Source organism: Wolbachia endosymbiont (group E) of Neria commutata (assembly GCF_964026735.1).
GTDB lineage: Bacteria > Pseudomonadota > Alphaproteobacteria > Rickettsiales > Anaplasmataceae > Wolbachia.
On sequence record NZ_OZ034692.1, the window covers coordinates 1,198,970 to 1,216,567 of the forward strand.

General features: G+C 34.9%; 18 protein-coding genes and 4 pseudogenes. 10 read left to right on the forward strand and 12 right to left on the reverse strand.

The window, feature by feature from the left end; translation table 11 throughout:
• Positions 1–74 precede the first annotated feature (74 nt).
• Positions 75–527 (forward strand): hypothetical protein, encoded by a 453-nt coding sequence (locus tag AAGD89_RS06360; RefSeq protein ID WP_341808197.1) that lies wholly within the window; start codon positions 75–77, stop codon positions 525–527.
• A 39-nt stretch (positions 528–566) separates the two neighbouring features.
• Here AAGD89_RS06360 and AAGD89_RS06365 read toward each other — a convergent pair.
• A pseudogene (locus AAGD89_RS06365) lies at positions 567–853 on the reverse strand (integrase core domain-containing protein); the annotation flags it as partial.
• A gap of 214 nt (positions 854–1,067) precedes the next feature.
• Between AAGD89_RS06365 and AAGD89_RS06370 the strand changes: the two are divergent.
• Positions 1,068–1,594: pseudogene (locus tag AAGD89_RS06370) on the forward strand (transposase family protein); the annotation flags it as partial.
• A 313-nt stretch (positions 1,595–1,907) separates the two neighbouring features.
• Here the strand turns inward: AAGD89_RS06370 and fabG are convergent.
• Positions 1,908–2,642 carry a 3-oxoacyl-[acyl-carrier-protein] reductase gene (gene fabG, locus AAGD89_RS06375; protein ID WP_341808198.1) on the reverse strand — a complete coding sequence of 245 codons (735 nt, stop codon included), beginning with the start codon at positions 2,640–2,642 and terminating at the stop codon, positions 1,908–1,910.
• Positions 2,643–2,891: 249 nt separating this feature from the next.
• Here fabG and AAGD89_RS06380 point away from each other — a divergent pair, with 249 nt between their 5' ends.
• The 4 genes and pseudogenes from AAGD89_RS06380 to AAGD89_RS06390 form a co-directional block, all read left to right on the forward strand.
• Positions 2,892–4,244 (forward strand): dihydroorotase, encoded by a 1,353-nt coding sequence (locus tag AAGD89_RS06380; protein WP_341808199.1) that lies wholly within the window; start codon positions 2,892–2,894, stop codon positions 4,242–4,244.
• 86 nt (positions 4,245–4,330) lie between these two features.
• Positions 4,331–4,510: an IS630 transposase-related protein gene (locus tag AAGD89_RS07360; RefSeq protein ID WP_410541851.1), complete on the forward strand. Its 180-nt coding sequence runs from the start codon at positions 4,331–4,333 to the stop codon at positions 4,508–4,510.
• Entirely contained in the window at positions 4,453–4,740 is a 288-nt protein-coding gene (locus tag AAGD89_RS07365; RefSeq protein WP_410541852.1) for a hypothetical protein, read from the forward strand. The genes AAGD89_RS07360 and AAGD89_RS07365 overlap by 58 nt, the downstream gene beginning before the upstream one ends.
• A gap of 66 nt (positions 4,741–4,806) precedes the next feature.
• Positions 4,807–4,935 (forward strand): annotated as a pseudogene (locus tag AAGD89_RS06390) (IS5/IS1182 family transposase); the annotation flags it as partial.
• 336 nt (positions 4,936–5,271) lie between these two features.
• Here AAGD89_RS06390 and odhB read toward each other — a convergent pair.
• From odhB to AAGD89_RS06430, 8 genes and pseudogenes are all read right to left on the reverse strand, one after another.
• Entirely contained in the window at positions 5,272–6,450 is a 1,179-nt protein-coding gene (gene odhB / locus AAGD89_RS06395; protein ID WP_341808200.1) for a 2-oxoglutarate dehydrogenase complex dihydrolipoyllysine-residue succinyltransferase, read from the reverse strand.
• Between the two features lie 164 nt (positions 6,451–6,614).
• Positions 6,615–7,343, reverse strand: coding sequence for a hypothetical protein (locus AAGD89_RS06400; protein ID WP_341808201.1), 729 nt, complete (start codon positions 7,341–7,343; stop codon positions 6,615–6,617).
• Between the two features lie 315 nt (positions 7,344–7,658).
• Entirely contained in the window at positions 7,659–7,901 is a 243-nt protein-coding gene (locus AAGD89_RS06405) for a hypothetical protein (protein WP_341808202.1), read from the reverse strand.
• 53 nt (positions 7,902–7,954) lie between these two features.
• Positions 7,955–8,787: pseudogene (locus AAGD89_RS06410) on the reverse strand (transposase family protein).
• A 296-nt stretch (positions 8,788–9,083) separates the two neighbouring features.
• The gene (locus tag AAGD89_RS06415) at positions 9,084–9,644 is read right to left on the reverse strand and encodes a nucleotide exchange factor GrpE (RefSeq protein WP_341808203.1); all 561 of its coding nucleotides are present in this window, start codon (positions 9,642–9,644) and stop codon (positions 9,084–9,086) included.
• 55 nt (positions 9,645–9,699) lie between these two features.
• The gene (locus tag AAGD89_RS06420) at positions 9,700–10,686 is read right to left on the reverse strand and encodes a polyprenyl synthetase family protein (protein ID WP_341808204.1); all 987 of its coding nucleotides are present in this window, start codon (positions 10,684–10,686) and stop codon (positions 9,700–9,702) included.
• A gap of 10 nt (positions 10,687–10,696) precedes the next feature.
• Positions 10,697–11,002 carry a 30S ribosomal protein S16 gene (gene rpsP / locus AAGD89_RS06425; RefSeq protein ID WP_341808205.1) on the reverse strand — a complete coding sequence of 102 codons (306 nt, stop codon included), beginning with the start codon at positions 11,000–11,002 and terminating at the stop codon, positions 10,697–10,699.
• A 135-nt stretch (positions 11,003–11,137) separates the two neighbouring features.
• On the reverse strand, positions 11,138–12,937 hold the full coding sequence (locus AAGD89_RS06430) for a peptidylprolyl isomerase (RefSeq protein WP_341808206.1): 1,800 nt from the start codon (positions 12,935–12,937) through the stop codon (positions 11,138–11,140).
• Positions 12,938–13,199: 262 nt separating this feature from the next.
• Between AAGD89_RS06430 and AAGD89_RS06435 the strand changes: the two genes are divergently transcribed.
• Both AAGD89_RS06435 and AAGD89_RS06440 read left to right on the forward strand, forming a co-directional pair.
• Positions 13,200–13,661: a hypothetical protein gene (locus AAGD89_RS06435; protein WP_341808207.1), complete on the forward strand. Its 462-nt coding sequence runs from the start codon at positions 13,200–13,202 to the stop codon at positions 13,659–13,661.
• A gap of 3 nt (positions 13,662–13,664) precedes the next feature.
• The gene (locus AAGD89_RS06440; protein WP_341808208.1) at positions 13,665–14,378 is read left to right on the forward strand and encodes a hypothetical protein; all 714 of its coding nucleotides are present in this window, start codon (positions 13,665–13,667) and stop codon (positions 14,376–14,378) included.
• A gap of 30 nt (positions 14,379–14,408) precedes the next feature.
• Here AAGD89_RS06440 and AAGD89_RS06445 read toward each other — a convergent pair whose 3' ends face one another.
• Positions 14,409–14,627 carry a hypothetical protein gene (locus AAGD89_RS06445; RefSeq protein WP_341808209.1) on the reverse strand — a complete coding sequence of 73 codons (219 nt, stop codon included), beginning with the start codon at positions 14,625–14,627 and terminating at the stop codon, positions 14,409–14,411.
• Positions 14,628–14,670: 43 nt separating this feature from the next.
• Complete coding sequence (locus AAGD89_RS06450) at positions 14,671–15,075, reverse strand: hypothetical protein (RefSeq protein WP_341808210.1); 405 nt, start codon at positions 15,073–15,075, stop codon at positions 14,671–14,673.
• Positions 15,076–15,459: 384 nt separating this feature from the next.
• On the opposite strand from AAGD89_RS06450, the gene hslV reads away from it, so the two are divergent.
• On the forward strand, positions 15,460–16,008 hold the full coding sequence (gene hslV / locus AAGD89_RS06455) for an ATP-dependent protease subunit HslV (protein WP_341808211.1): 549 nt from the start codon (positions 15,460–15,462) through the stop codon (positions 16,006–16,008).
• A 7-nt stretch (positions 16,009–16,015) separates the two neighbouring features.
• On the forward strand, positions 16,016–17,515 hold the full coding sequence (gene hslU / locus AAGD89_RS06460) for an ATP-dependent protease ATPase subunit HslU (RefSeq protein WP_341808212.1): 1,500 nt from the start codon (positions 16,016–16,018) through the stop codon (positions 17,513–17,515).
• Positions 17,516–17,598 lie beyond the last annotated feature (83 nt).

The window sequence follows — 17,598 nt, forward strand, 5'->3', positions numbered from 1 at the left end:
AGTTTTTTTAATATGAGGTTGACTTTTATTTATTACATTTATATAATGAGTTACTAAATTAACAAGAGGTGTTTATGAGCGTTGCTAATAAAAATTTAATGAATGAAATCGAATTTTTAGCAGGTCAGCTAGAACAAAATAGAGAGGGAGATCATATTTTAAAAATTAATCAACAGCAAGATGATAGCGTGAATTTTGCAGTCTATTCTGGTGATAATCCGTTATACGAATCATCTGATAATTATAAGGTAGACTTTAGTAGTACTAGATATGAACAATTGTGTGTAAATGATCACTGCACAAGAACTATGGAGTATGGTTTGGCAGAAGACACAGCACCTGGTAATAAGATTAGAGTTGAGGAAAAATATGATAATCAGTCTGATCATTTCAATATGAACTTAACGTTTTATGATGAGAGTGGTAATGCAGTTGGAAAATATGGAGCTGAATTAAGCTATCAACAAATTCAAGATGCAGGTTCTGAAGGATATAATTTTATAATACACGGTCTTATTTCAATTTAATGATCATATAATCTATTTTATTTTCCATATGTAATGCCTTTAGATATACAGTCCCGGAGTGTGATGGCATGGATTAAGTATAAATAATTCTGTAGATAGTGTTCACTGGTTACATATAAACTCATAAGGAGTCAGACCTTTAAGAGTTTTAAGTCTTTTGCGTAGTTATAGGCCATAGCAAAGTTGTATAAGTGTTCTTTAAGTTGCTTATGGGACTTGTAGTAATATTTCTTAACTGTGGCATCTTTAATGGTCCTGTTCATACGCTCAACTTGGCCATTTGTCCAAGGATGGCTGATTTTTGTAAGCCTATGCTCGATATTATTTCCTTCAAAAGTCGGCAAATATATGTTTAAAAGCATATTTATGGCGCTCTTGGTTGGTGAATTGAATACCATTAGACCCCCTGCGAAAAGGTAGAAAACAGATGAAAAACATTAAAAAGCGTATAAAATGAAAATTTTAGAAGAGTAAAATAGCAATAAGTTATGCAAAAGTTTCAAAGACCCAGTATATTTTCAGGCAATTAACGGGTCTGACAACGTTACAAAAGACAGAACGCTGACTCGAGAGAGGATTTAAAAATTTTAGCAGACGTCACGGAGCAACCGATACAGCGGCCGAAAGACAACAAAAAACGTAAGAAAAGTTATTCCGGAAAAAAGAAAACAACCACAATAAAAACCGAAATTGTGATCGAGGAAAGTGGACAAATTCTGTCTGTTTCAAGATCACATCGAGGCCGAATTCACGATTTTCGCATAAGAAAACAGGAAAAATTGTTGGCCAAAGATAGCATAAAATATGCTGATTCTGGGTATCAAGGTTGGCAAAAACTGCAGAAAAACGTTGTGATTCCATACAAAAAACACCGTAAAAAGCCACTAACGGAGGAGCAAAAGGAGCATAATCGGAAGCTGGCATCGTTCAGGATGCGTGTGGAAAATAAGATTCGCGAGATAAAAATCTTCAAAATAATGTCAAATATTTACCGCAATTTTCAGAAGAAATACAACATGAGATTCAATATTATAGCAGGAATTGTGAATTTGAGGCACGGGTTTTAATAATTTTTGGGCTGGGGATTTCTACCAGATTTTATCAGCAACTTGCTTCACGTTGTTTCGCAGGGGGGTCTCCTGTTGTAATTGATATTTCATCTGCTTTCTCATTAAAAAATTCGTTGAGAGTTTTCGATAAATTAGTTATTTTGCTCATTATAAGTTCTCTTGTTTTGTTTGATAAGTTTAAGAGGACTTATACCCTATTTTTTCCTTCTCTCCGTCAACTTTCCTCTCACTTTTCCTTAACTTGACGCGTATGGTTTATTTAACACTCCCAGTTTATAATAATTTTTTCTTATTGATTTTGCCCTTGGAACTACATAAATAGCCCACCATTGATATTTAATACATGCCCTGTTATATACCTAGCTTCATCACTTGCCAAAAACATTACTCCTGCTGCTATTTCTTCTGCTGTTCCCATCCTTTTCATTGGAATATTATCTAGTATTTTTTCTTTTTGCTCTTTGTTTAAAACTTCGGTCATCTTAGTATCTATAAACCCAGGAGCAATACAATTTACTGTTATACCGCGACTTGCAACTTCTTTTGCTATAGATTTACTCATAGCTATTACTCCGGCTTTGGAAGCTGCATAGTTTGCCTGTCCTGCATTCCCTGTTAGTCCTACTACTGAGGAGATATTTATAATCCTTCCCCAATTATTTTTAATTAGTTTTTTACATGCTTCTTTACTCAGCTTAAAAGTGGAAGTTAAATTAATATCAATTACTTTCTGCCACGCTTCGTCCGTCATTCTCATTAACAAGCTATCTTGTGTGATGCCAGCATTGCATATCAGTCCGTCAAAACCTTCCATTAATTCACTTGCCTTGCCTATTAATTGACTTACTTCTTCAGAATTGGATAAATCGCAAGGTAGTATATGTATATTTTTTTCATATTGCTTAGAAGTTTTTTCAAGCACCTCTTTTTTTGTGCCAGAAATACACAAAGTTACTCCAGCTTCGTGCATAACTCTTACAATTGCTTGCCCTATTCCACCCGACGCACCAGTAACTAAGAATTTTCTATTACCTAATCTGAACACAATAACCTCATTTTACCTAATTACTAACAAAATATTGACTAGTTGGCAATAGCCTACAAACCCCAATTCTGGGGCTTTGTTGCATAGCACCTCATTGGGTATGTAACAAAGCCTTGGGAGATCATGGCAGTTAAATCTAATAGGAGGATTTAAAGTTATGATCTCTACTAGACAGGCTTATTGTTTAGTTTTAATTGCATTTAATTCTAAAAACCTTTAGGTTTACTGTACAATTAGCACTCAAATATAATGACTCAAATTTGGAATTTATTAGAAACAGGGCAGAAAGAAAATTACAAAATAGCATATATAAACGCTCGTATTATTGATCCTGAGACAAAACTTGATATAAATGGCTCACTTTTAACAGAAGGAAGTAAAATTGTTGATTTTAGTGAATCGCTGTTTTCAAATGGCGTTCCAAGTGGTATTGATGAACTTATAGATTGCAAAGGACTTGTTCTGATGCCGGGCCTTGTTGATATTCACGTGCATTTTCGTGAACCTGGTCAGGAGCATAAGGAAACTATACATACAGGAAGTAAATCCGCAGCTGCAGGTGGCGTCACAACTGTAGTTTGCCAGCCCAACACTGTTCCATCAATTGATAGTGTTGTTTTGGCTAAGTACCTAAAATATAGAGCACTTGAAACTTCGCATGTAAACGTTGAATTTTATGCTAAAATCACCACCTCAGAAGAGAAATTAACTGAAATGGCACTTTTAAAGGAAGCAGGTGCTGTTGGGTTTACTGACGATGGTATGCCAGTTATGAATCCAATGATTATGAGGGAGGCACTACTTTACTCAAGTATGTTAAATGTTCCCATTGCTCAACATGCAGAAGACTTAAATCTATCAGCAGGCGGTGCAATCAACGAAGGCAAAATTTCTGAAGAGCTAGGAGTTAAAGGAATTTTAAGTGCATCAGAATCTGTCATGGTAAATCGCGATATACTACTAATGAAAGACATTGAAAATGTACACTACCACATTCTACATATTTCTTCTAAGGATTCACTTGATGCAATTGAACATGCAAAAAAATTAGGGCTGAACGTTACCTGCGAAGTAACGCCACATCACTTCACTTTGACCGAGGATATAGTAAAACAACATGGAGCAATCGCAAAGATGAATCCGCCACTGCGCACAGAAGAAGATCGTTTGGCTATGATTGAAGGTTTAAAGAATGGTGTGATTGATTGCATTGCAACTGATCATGCTCCGCACGACCGGAGTTCTAAAGATTTGCCACTTGAAAATGCTGCGTTTGGTATTGTTGGTCTTGAGACGATGTTGCCTCTTTCACTTGAGCTTTACCACAGTGGGCAGATGAGTCTGTTTGACGTGCTTGCAAAGCTTACATATAAACCTGCAAATATCATACATGTACCACGTGGGCGCATACAAAAAAACTTAGCAGCAGATTTAATCCTAGTTGACTTAAGTCATGAGTGGAAAATTAAGATTGAAAACTTTGCTAGCAAATCAAAAAATTCTCCATTTGATGAGCGTAAGGTAAAAGGACGCGTAGTACGCACTGTTGTATCCGGTAAAACAGTTTACTCTGATCAACTTATTTTGGATAACTATTTTTAAATAAAAAGTTAATTAGTATAGTTATACCCCTTCTCCCAATAATCCAAATAGTGTAAGCTAAGGATTTAGGGTATGAGGAGTGTTGAATGCCGGCAGCATATAGATATAGTTACGATTTAAGGAAAAAGCAATGGAGGCTCTGGACGCAAGGAGCAAGCAGGGCAGTTGTGGCAAAAAGATTTAAGATAGGAGAAACAACTTTATACGAATGGCAAGTAAGGCGCAAAGAAACGGGAGTTTTGCATCGAAAAAGCCGGGAAGTGTAGGCTATAATCATAAAATTACCGACAGGAATGCGTTCACTGAATTTGCGAAAAAACATGGAGGTAAAACTCAATCAGAGATGGCTGAACTTTGGGGCAATATCAGCCGCCAAACGATCCACCCTGCCCTCAAAAATATTGGATTTACACGAAAAAAAGACCTATGGATACAAAGAAAGAAGCGAAGAAAAACGAGCAGAATTCTTGAAAGTTATAGCAACGTAACCTCCTGATAATCTCGTATATATTGATGAATCTGGAATAGACAACACGGAGGATTATGAGTATGGATATTGCAAAAAAGGAGAGAGATTTTATGGAAGGCAAATAAGGAAAAGAAGGCTAAAGGCGGTAGAAAAAATAAACTGAGCGGGGAGAATATGCTGCTTATTGCACTGGAATACTTGCGGGAATCTCGGACGTATTTTCCTGATTTTAATAAATTGAGCACCAGTGGTTTCCTATTAAAATAGAGCAAGGAAAAATATCCCTATCTTTAAATCTTTCCGCCTGGCTGTTGATTCTACCTTCTTATGAATCATTTTGATTATTGGGAGAAGGGCTCTAACTCCATCTCTTTATTATTCAATCTATCATCTTACCATAGAATTCATCTAGGTAAACCTTATCTTAGTTAACCATATCAGGCGTTTATTGGAATTTGTTCACCAATAAAAAGTCGATAAGCCTAAACGTCATAATGTTTTTAGGAGATTTTGCTAATGAAGTCCCTTAAGTTGACACCATTGGGTGAACGGATACATTTATATTTCCAAAACCAACCTACTTGGATCTTCTATATAATTTTTAATTTTCACAAGGAAGGTTACTGCTCCTTTACCATCCACTATTCTGTGATCATAGGATAAAGCAATATACATCATAGGCCTTAGTTCTATTGAATTACCAACAGCAACCGGCCTATTTTGTATTGAATGCATTCCAAGTATTCCAGATTGTGGAGGGTTTATTATAGGGGTTGAAAGTAGTGAACCGTATACTCCACCGTTTGAAATAGTAAATGTTGCACCTTCCATTTCTGATACTTGCAATTTGCCTTCTCGAGCTTTTTTACCAAGTGACACTAATGTTAACTCTACTTCAGCAAATGACATCTGGTCAGCATTTCGAATAACCGGTACTACAAGTCCTTTATCAGTGCCAACTGCAACACCTATATCATAATAATATTTGTATATAATCTCATCACCTGAAATTTCAGCATTAATTTCGCGAATCTCTTTCAGCGCTTGCACCGCCGCCTTTATGAAAAATGACATAAAGCCCAGTTTTATTCCGTACTTCTTTTCAAAAGTGTCTTTATATTTAGCTCTTAAATCCATCACATTTTTCATGTCGATTTCATTGAACGTGGTCAGTATTGCAGCAGTATTTTGTGATGCCTTCAAGCGAGCAGCTATCACCTGCCTTATTTTGCTCATTTTTACTCGTTCTTCTCTTCTTTCTCCGTTTGCTATACTTTTTGGTAACTCATATTGCTTTTGTTGCTCTGTAGCTACGCTTTTGTTCATATAACCTATAACATCTGCTTTGGTAACACGATCTCCCATGCCGGTTCCTTTGACGTTTTCTGATCTAATTGCATTTTCTTCCATAATTTTGCAAGCTGATGGAGCATCTTTTTTGTCAGCACTTTCACTTCTATCTTCTATTTTCACTTCCTCTTTTTTCAGCTCTCCAATGGAAAGCTTTGCTAATAATTGGTCTGGGCTTATGACATCATCTTCCTTAACAAAGAATTCAGTTATATTCCCCGGTACTTCTGCTGTTAATTCAAGTGCTGTTTTATCGGTTTCAATTTCGAAAATTAAATCATCTACCTTTACTTCCTCACCAATATTTTTCTTTATTTTTACTATACCTTCCGTAACTGATTCACCACCAAGAGTTTTTGGTGCTCTGATTTCTATAACTTTGCTCATAAAAAAGACCTTCTGTACAAATCCGCTATAGATTTATACATGAAAAGAAGTTTGTAATAAACTAATAAGTTTTGTTGTATAGATAAAGTAAATAAGATTTAACGGATTCTTGAAAAATAAACCAGAAATTGAGCGCACTCTGTATAGGTCGCCAGTAATTTTTTTTACGCACCTCTTGACGTACCAAGACTAGGATTTACAACATCGTTATCACTCATACATTTAAAAGTAAACACTTCTTTAAAGGCAGTCCACGTATCCATTTCTGGCTTTTCTTTTTTCTTTTCATAAGTTTTCATTGCTACTACTCCAACTAAGGAAACTGTAGTTGCTGCAATAATTATCCCACCAGCAATAGGATTAACTGTAGCACATAATATCACTCCTATTAATGTGAAACCAAGAGCAGCAACACCTACAGCACAGTACATCCCATTATCATAAGTGTTTTGTGGTTCGTGAGGATCTGTTTGTGGATTTGATTCATTCTTTATCTTTTGATTGGGAATATTATCTGCAGATTGTGCTCTTTGTTGAGGCTGTTCACTTTCATTCTGTGCTTCACTCTCATCATCACCATTTGTCTTTGGACCATTTTGACTCTGTGCATTCTCACTTAAAATTTTCTTTATTCTCTTAAGCTTTTTTGCTACTAAATCCTCACATTCAGATTTGTCCTTATCATCCAGTGCTTCACGCTCATGTAAAATATCTGCAGTAATTTTGAAATATCGTCCAACCATATCTAAATATTTTTCTAGCATTTCTACCTTGCCTTCACTCACATATTTTTCTAAGTCAAGATTATCAAGTGCTATCATCAGCCTAGTACGCACTTCTACAATGCCTTTGATAGCAGTTTTCTTTATGATATCAATTTCTGCTTCAGACAATTAAACGAATTCCCTGCCCTGATTCATAGCTTGCAAAGCTACAGCGTGCATGAGATAATATATCATTAATATTTCTAGCTTTATTATTAGAATTAGCAAACATATCTATTACCTCTTTTCATTATTCACACACATCTTAATATTATCAAAAATCTTAACATTTGTCAAATTGAAGCAACAAAGACTTTACAGAGTGGCAGTAGTAAGGTTAACTTATTGCAACTATAATTTATGGGGCTGTAATGAATAACCTTTGACGGCAAAATTACGTTCAGAAAGTAGGTTATGTAAGAGTTCTGCTATCTATAAGATGGCCTAGGTTTTTGTAGCAACATTGCCATTCAACCATTTAGGAGTAAGCACAATACTCAAAGCAGTCAATATACCCATTTTAGGGTCATTTTGCCTCTTTCTACTTACTTTTTCACAAATCTTTGCAATGCCGCAGCCCATTAACGCACCAGAAACGGCAGAAAATACTGCAATAGCGGCAATAATAGGCAAAGTAGCAGCTCCTGCAAGATATGCAATAGTTGCACCAGACCCCCTGCGAAACAACGTAAAGCAAGTTGCTGATAAAATCTGGTAAGAAATCCCCAGCCCAAAAATTATTAAAAACTATGCCGCAAGTTCACAATACCCGCAATAATATTAAATCTCATGTTGTATTTCTTCTGAAAATTTCTGTAAATATTTGACATAATCTTAAAAATTTTGATCTCGCGAATCTTATTTTCCACTCGCATCCTGAACGATGCCAATTTTCGATTATGCTCCTTTTGCCCCTCCGTTAGCGGTTTTTTACGGTGTTTTTTGTATGGAATCACAACATTTTTCTGCAGTTTTTGCCAACCTTGATAGCCAGAATCAGCATATTTTATGCTATCTTTGGGCAACAATTTTTCCTGTTTCCTTATGCGAAAATCATGCATTCGACCTCGATGTGACTTTGAAATCGACAAAATTTGCCCATTTCCCTCAATCACAATTTCGGTTCTTATTGTGGTCATTTTTTTCTTTCTGGGATAAGATTTTTTACGTTTTTTTGCGTCTTTTGGCCGCTGTATCGGTTGCTCCGTGACATCTGCTAAAATTTTTAAATCCTTTTTGGAGTCAGCGTTCTATCCTTTTTTATCGCAATTTTTTTGGCCAATAATGGCTCCATTTTCTTCAAAAGTCGGCAAATATTTGAGTTGTGCAAATTAAACAAAAACCCTAAAAATGGATGCGTTATGTACGTTCTGTAATAAATTAGAACACATAAAATTTTGTCTTCTAGCACCTTAACATGCGATTTTCTTCCGTGACATTTCTTTTTCGCCTCCATTTTTTCCCATTCTGGACGCACTTTTGCCACAATTTTTTCAAATTCAGATGTTGTGAGCCCTGTCAATTGTCTAAAAACATATGGTGTTTTTGCTATTTTTACGTAACTTATTGCCATCTTCCCTCTTCTAAAACTTTCATTTTACATGCTTTTTAGTCGTTTTACCTACTTTCTACCTTTTCGCAGGAGGTCTAAAGAATGCTCTCGATATTTTTGACTGCACGCTTGAATAATCAGAATCCTGTCCAGAAATTACAGAATTTAGTCGCTATTCCTACTTAGTTGGAAAATACTCCGTGAACGGTTACCAACAATTTTCTGTGAAAGACAGGTATAGAAAGACTAACCTTAAGTTCATTGAATTTTCTTACCCTTGCTTCTTAACTTGACGCGTATAGTTTGTTAAACATTCCCTAATTTCCACCTGATTTTTTAGAAATAATCACCATTGCAGGGCGGAGCAACCTACCTTTAATCGTGTAACCAGTTTGTAAGACTTCCACAATAGTGCCTAACTCTTTTTCATTGTCCTCTTTTTCTATAACAGCTTGATGAAAATTACTATCAAAAGGCTCACCTAGTGGATTCACTTCTTCTATTCCATGTTTTTTTAGATCATTTATAATTTTTTGATTACCAACTTTTATTCCTTCATGTACAGGGTCGTCATCCTTCAAAATTTCTATTACTCTTTTTAAATTATCACACGAATCGATCATATCACGTGCAAACTTTGTAACTGCAAAGTCATTTGCATCACTAATTTGTTTTTGCATTATGCGTTTAACGTTTTCATTATCCGCAACAGCACGGCGTAAATGATCTTCAAGCTGAGCTGCACGCTCTCTCAATATGTTCAGATCTTCGTTCAAGTCACCAGTTTGTTTATTGCTATCATCTTGTTGTTCATCACTTGTGTGTTTATTTACCATATCAACAAACTTCTTCTTTTTTTCCTTACCATTATCTGACATATCGCTATCCTTCAAGAATCTAATAAATATATAGCAATTAATCTAAAAATATCAACTACATTCTCCTTTCTATGTTCACATTTAAAAAGTCAACTAAAGCATTCCTATAAAGAGAGTCAGAAAAAGTGCTTATACTGTTTTGTGCCTCATTAATATAGTGCTTTGCTTTTTCAATAGAAAGCTGAATCGCACTGCGATAATTAATATAACGCATTGCCTGATCAAAATTACGCTCAGCTGAAGAAAAACACTTTTGCCAGAATTTTTGCTCTTCCGAATTGCCTTCTTCATATGCTATAATAGCAGGTAATGTCACTTTACCTTCAAAAAAATCTTTTCCAACTTGTTTTCCAGAAGTGCTTTGATCGGCAGTATAGTCAAGCACATCATCGATTATTTGAAATGCCATACCAAAATTAAAACCGAAATTCTTTAGCCTATCTGTTTCATCATTTGTAGCACCAGATACCATAGCTGCAGCTTCGCAACACGCGGAAAATAAAGATGCTGTCTTTTCTCCAATGATATCAAAATAATTTTTCTTCATTGTGCTGGGGTCAAAAAGTGTTCTCATCTGCTTTATTTCACCTCTCACAAGCAAGTGGGATGCTTCAGATAAAATAGACAGAATATTTAAATTTCCACATTCTATAAGCCACTGAAATGCTAGAGTCAACAACAGATCACCAACTAAAATACTTGATTTATTTCCCCATATTTTGTTTGCTGTTTTAACTCCATGACGCACCTTGCTTTCATCCAAAACATCATCATGAAGTAAGGTTGCATTGTGTATACACTCTACTGCTGCAGCAACATTGATCCTATTTTCACCAGAATAGCCCAGCATTTTACATATAATGAAGACAAGCTTAGGCCTTGTTTTTTTTCCACCCGACATAATAAGGTGAGATATAATATCAGTAGCAAGCTTAGTGTTCCCATTATCAACATTTCTGAAGATAAATTCCTTCATAGCCAATAAATCAGAAGATAAAATATTATCTAATTTATCATTATTTGTTAAATCAGTGTGTAGCATTTAAAGAGATTTATGCCTCTTGTCCTTTTATTGTTTTTTCTTCTACTTTCTTCTCTTCTGCCTCTAAAGTAACTAGGCCCTTTTTGATAAACCATAGCACTCTTTCAGTCGCTTGTGCACCAACACTCAGCCAATGTTTTAATCTATCAGCCTTTATTACAACACGATTTTTATTGTCTTTTGGTAGCATCGGGTCATATTGCCCTATTCTCTCAATAAAACGTCCATCTCTTGGTGCACGTGCATCAGCCACAACTATTCTATAAAAAGGGCGTTTTTTTGCTCCAAATCTTGCTAATCTTATTTTAACTGCCATGTTAACCTTTATTCATATATAAGCTATAATTTTATATAATAAGTAGTTTAAGTCAAATCAATTGTGAAGCCTTTTTATTTGATAACCGCTACTTATATTATTCGTGAAAGAAAAAGCCAAGATCATATGTTTTTCTTATATATCATCAAGCATAGCGTGATTGACTTCAACCTTATATTTTGATTCCAGATAGCTGATTAATTGCTCTTTCAGTGAAATCATGACGCGTTTCCCAGTTTCAAGCATATTTAATTTACCATCTGCTGAATGCACCTCTTTTAGAGTGCCTATTATAACGTCATTATTGTACTGAGTAGGGTTCGTTACTGAGCCAATTGTTTTCATATTAAAGATCTCTTCTGTAAAAGAAAATGGATAACTCTGTTCATTGCGGCGTATTTGCTGTCCTTCAAGAAATTCTACACCTTGAACTTCTTCCAAATCAGTTTTTTCTCTTAGCTGAGTCGCAATTTTTTGCCCAATTTCAAACATTTTTTCTTCTATAAACTTATTACGCCAAAGCTTTGTTACTGATGATTTGCTTTCCTCAAAGCTTTGTAATTTGGATGGAATAATATCAATGATTTTTACACTAACAATAGCATCTCCAACACCCTTAAAATAATCTTTCTGGTCTTTTTCTCGAGAAAAAATGAAGGAAACTAAATCACTAGAGCTTTCTATGTTATCGCCAGTTTGGCTTTTGCTACTAGCATCTATTGGACCAATAGTTTGTATCGGCAAATTGTATTCGCTTGATATTTCTTCAATCGTTGCACTGTTGTATATCTTATAATTCACTTGATTTATAAAATCATTGACCTTTTCAAAAGATTTTTGGTTAGTTAAAGCTGATTTAATATCTTTTTTTAAATCAATCAAGTTTTCATTAGAGATTTGGTGCACGTCTTCTACTTTTATTATATGCCAACCAAAGCTGCTTGCTAAAACTCCACTCACTTCACCAGCTTTAAGAGCAAACACCTCTTTTCTCATGCTTTCTGGCAAGAAATCCTTAGTTATATTATTTATTTTAGTCTCCTCAAGTCTTGCTTTACCAAACTCTTTTACCATTTGCTCAAAGCTTATTTTGCTTTCTTCAAATGCTCTTTTTGCTGTTTCAGCTTCCTCTTTTGTGGAAAATATTAAATTAAATATGTCCCTTTGATCTTTAAGTTCTTGTTGTTCTATTACACTATCTACTTCTTCACCTGAGATTTCAATTTGATCTTCAAAATATTTTGGACTTAGAGAGATATATTGTGCAGTTCGATATTCAGGGAAGTAAAAACGAGATTTATTTTTTTCATACAAATCAAGCAGAACTTGATCATCTGGTTCAGTGGTATCTGTAATTGCATCTTTAGTTACTTTAATAATATCAACCACTCTAGTCTGGTTGCGACTTTTGTATATCTCTCTATCGATTTCTTCACCAAAAGTTATCGGGTAATTATCTTTAAACAAAGAAGTCATGAGCATCATTGCAGGCAGGATTTTTTCTAGCTTTGCTATATACTCCTTTTCTGTCATGTGTAGACCATTTAACGCTTCGTGAAATTTATCTTTGTCAAATTCACCCTGATCATTTTGAAAATGCTTAGTGTTTTTTATATGATCTTTTATGGACTCCTCTCCAACTGCGAGCTCCAGCTCACTAGTTAAGTTAAGCAACAGTTTTTGCTCTATAAGTGCGTTAAGCAAATCGTACTTCAGCTTTTTTACTTGTTCATTACCAACCTCAGAACCAGAAATTTGCTTGCTATAATTTTGGTACAACGATTTATATTCATCCAATGTTATAACTTCTTTTCCTACTCTAGCTACTTCTTCTCCTTTATCATCATCTGAGAGAAGGTTGCCAACTCCCATAAAGATTAATAAGCAAGCCAAAAGAACAACGACTGCTTTAGTGAAAAAATTTTTAACGTTCATAAGCGCAAAAGTTAACTAGCGGTTAACTATAGAATAGTGATAATTTAATTCTTGTAAACCTATCGATTCTCTTTCGAAGTTGTTTAACTGCCATAATCAAACAATCTCCTCTCATTAGAAAAAACTTATCTGTGTTAGCTATTATATATTCCTAATTTAAAGATCGTATGTTTGTATCCATATTCTACTAACTAACAGAACTCTTGACTTAATTGAATATTAATGATACAATCAACCTATGATTTAGTTAGTGGTATGAATAATGATAGGAAGCAATAGAAATAATTTTTTTTATATAGCATTTAAAATAAAGGGTAAGGATAGATCATTATTTCCTGAAGACATAGGGAATAATGTGGTTTTCAATGCACAAGGTGATTTAATAGCTTTCATGCAGGCTGATGAAAGAATATCACAAAAATATAGAGAAATTCTTAAACCCATTTGGCAAAGAGAAGATGGTCTATATAGACATCTATGCGAATATGTTGCTGTACGTAATTTATTAGCTAATAAGGAAGCTTTTTCTGAAGTATTTATTAATAATTACTATTTTGACCAAGAGATCGATAAAGACTCTAAAAGATCATTAGAGTTATTAGCAAATGATTTGATTGATCGTGTGGGAAATGGTGATGTTGATGCATATCATACGAGAAAACGCAGCACTTTAGGTGACAAGCGTGAAAGGATACGTAATGATAGTTTAAACAAACGTGCATAGACAATGGAAGAAATAACCTTGTTGCTCAAGGTAAATGAGCGTTTGAGAGATTATAGTCGGTTACCCTCATTAATAGAAATAAATACTGTACTAAAAGATCAAAGAATATTGACTGAAGAAGATTTAAGGTTAGCAAGAATAGATAATAATGAGTATGTAAGACTATCTTTTACTTCTGAGCAACAACTAGGTTCACACGTTGTATTAATGAGGAAAAATGGGGACAATGATTTTGCGCTCTATGATCCTAATTTTGGCGCAGTTTTTGGTCTGACGAAAGAGCAGTTGTGCAAAACTGTAACGCAACTATTTTATGGATATGCAAAAACAGATAGGTTAGAGCCTTCAATATTAAGGCCTATAAAATTTGCTTTACCAGCCCTAGCAGTTTCTGCTGCTGTTGCTGCGTATTATGGCTATAGTAAGATTTCTGCTGCATTGATGGGGGCTTGCATAATAGATTCAGTAGTGCCTTTTTATTTAAGTCAGCACTTAGAGCTCAAGAGACCATATTATGATACTATAGGTGCCGTAACATCGTGCCATATGAGATTGCACAATGATCAGTTACAAAAAATGTCCGAAGAGCTTGATGACATATCAGCAGAGTTAGACAAATATCCTGATAAGCAAAATGGTAAATTGGAAGAGCCAAGAGTAGACGACCAACGAGCTCTCGGAATTGTTAACTGCCATAATCAAACAAGATCTCCTTAGGGAAGCACTTAGAACCTAGAAGCTCTTGATCTAAGGTAATGGAGGGCTTTCAATTTTTTCCTCTCTTGGGTGAGTTTTAAATATTACACCACTTAATGTGCTGAGTACAGTAGAGTGAGGTTTAAAACCATATATTGTAACCTTCTCGCTATTTTCTTTTCCACAAAAATCTTTTTCAAAGTTTTCTATATCCTCACATTCGACAACTTCATACTCATGGTCTCTTTTTCTTCCAGACGTATTATACACAAGTCTAGCTGTTTTATCCCCTTTTTTGATTATACAACCATTACTATAACTCTTGCTCTAGTCCTACACAAATTTGCTTCTTTTTACCTGCACCATTACTATCTAAATGTGTAATTGTTTGTTTCTTCTCTTGGTTTAACGAACCTAGAATCTTTAATTGACATTTATTTTGACCTCTCTTTTCAGAATTTTTTTGCATTTGATAGAGCATGCAAACAGTAAGTACAGTAATTGCTATTGCAAAAAATAAAGAAGCATAGAATAGAAATTTAATTTCAGGAGTCATTTGACTCAGTACTTCTACTTCCTTTATTTCAATAAACTGCATCCATTCTGGAATCAATTTTGCCCATTCTGTAATTCTACCATTGTCTAGTAGCAATACAATAAAACCTTCACCTGCTGGCATAGAAAATGCAAAAATCATAGGCAAGATTAGCATTTTCATGGAAGTGTTAAGTATATACAGGCAAGTGTTTTGTGTTTTTTTCTGTTTTCTCTTGTTTCTGCGATTATTGAAGGCATAATTTATATTATTAAATAATTAATAATACGAAGATATCATCTAAAATTAGTATGTCAATACTTTTTAATAAAAAATTTACTAAATAAAGTTGTATCTGACCTTACCTGCACATCCCCCTTAGACCATTAAACTTTGCTTCAAACCAATTGTTTACACTTTTTTCCAATTTTGTATGAATTATATTTTGCATCTACACTTTAAATGTTATAAGGAAAGTACTATATTATAAGCTATAGCCAAACATATTCGGCAAATCTGATTAAAGTCTTAAAGTATAATGAAATTCTTATTTAAAGTGATAGAAAAATGATTCACCGCGACAATAGCACAATGTATGGAACTACTATACTATCAATTAGAAAGGGTGAAAATGCGGTAGTGATAGGGGATGGGCAAGTTTCATTGGGCCACACTGTTATAAAATCTTGTGCAAAAAAAGTCAGACGCCTTTCTGGCGATTCTGTAATCACTGGTTTTGCAGGAACAACAGCTGATGCGTTTACTCTTTTTGAAAGATTAGAATCTAAGCTTGGGCAACACCCAGGGCAATTAATGCGGGCGTGTGTTGAGCTTGCAAAAGATTGGAGAATGGATAAATATCTAAGGAAATTGGAGGCTATGATGATTGTAGCAGATAAATCAATTTCGTTGGTAATTACAGGAACGGGTGATGTGCTTGAACCTGAAGATGGAATTGCAGCTATTGGCTCTGGTGGAAATTTTGCACTATCGGCAGCAAAAGCTTTAATTGATGTTGAAGGAATATCAATAGAGGAAATAGCTAAAAAGGCTATGAAGATAGCAGCTGATATATGTGTTTATACGAATCATAATGTAATTATTGAAAAGATATAGGAGTAATATGTCTTCTGAACAAAAAATTTTATGTACTAATTTTTCCAGTGGTTATTATAAACCTATGGGCCTTTTGGAAAAGCAATCTGATGATAGTGACGCCTATAATGAACAAAGTGATTGCAACGAAGACGCTGACAGTGGTTTTGATTCAGATGAAGATAGTGCTCAAGAGGGTTATAATACACAAGTTTTGTTAGATGATCTGCCGCCACAAAAAATAGTTAAGGAGCTGGACAGATTCATAATAGGACAGGATGATGCAAAGCGTGCCGTTGCTATTGCACTTAGAAATCGCTGGCGTCGCAATAAAGTTCCACTTCCATTACGTGATGAAATCATACCTAAGAATATACTGATGATAGGTCATACTGGGGTTGGTAAGACTGAAATAGCTCGCCGCTTAGCAAAACTTGCAGGTGCGCCATTTATAAAAATTGAGGCAACGAAATTTACTGAGATAGGATATGTTGGACGTGATGTTGACTCAATAATACGAGATTTGGTTGATGCAGCAATAGTTTTAGTCAAAGAGAAAGCCCGTAAAGCATTAACTAAAAAGGCTTTGAATTTGGCTGAGAAGATAATAGTTAACTCTATGGTTGGTGAAGATGCCACTGATGAAAGCAAAAAGATCTTTAGAGAAAGGTTAAGGAACAAGGAATTTGAAGACGGAGAAGTCTCTATTAATGTGAGAGAAAGCAAGGGTATGCTGCCGACTTTTGATATACCTGGTATGCCAGGTGGGCAGGTTGGCGTTATGAACGTAACAGAAATAATGGGTAAAATGTTCAATGGCAGCAAAAAAACAAAAACTATTACAGTTAAGGTAAAAGAAGCACGTGAGATATTAATTAACGAAGAAAGTGAAAGGTTGATGGATGAAGACAAGATAATCAAAGAAGCCATTAACCTTGTTAGCAATGATGGCATAGTATTTTTGGATGAAATAGATAAAATTGCAGCACGAACAGAAGTAAAAGGTGAAGTAAATAGGGAAGGAGTGCAACGTGATTTGTTGCCACTACTTGAAGGAACGACTGTTTCAACTAAATACGGACCTGTAAAAACAGACTATATATTGTTTATTGCATCTGGGGCTTTTCATTTATCTAAGCCATCTGATCTTTTACCGGAATTGCAAGGCAGGTTGCCAATCAGAGTGGAACTTAAAGCCCTTACTCAAGAGGATTTAATAAGAATATTGAAGGAACCAGAATCTAGTTTGTTAAAGCAGTATATAGCTTTAATGAAGACAGAAAATGTGACACTTGAATTCACCGATGATGGTGTACAAACTATAGCTGAAATAGCTTTTACTGTTAACAGAGAAGTGGAAAACATAGGTGCAAGAAGGCTTCATACTGTTATGGAAAAGCTTTTGGATGAAATAAGTTTCATTGCCTCTGAAAAAAGTAGCAAAAAATTCATTATAGACAGCAAATATGTCAAAGATAAACTCGAATCAATTTCAAAGCAGTTGGATTTGTCTAAGTTTATACTGTAGCGTGCTTATTTGGCATTTTTGGATATTACAGTAGCATTTAATTATGTGACAATAATCAATTCTTATAGAGAGTACTGAGCTAA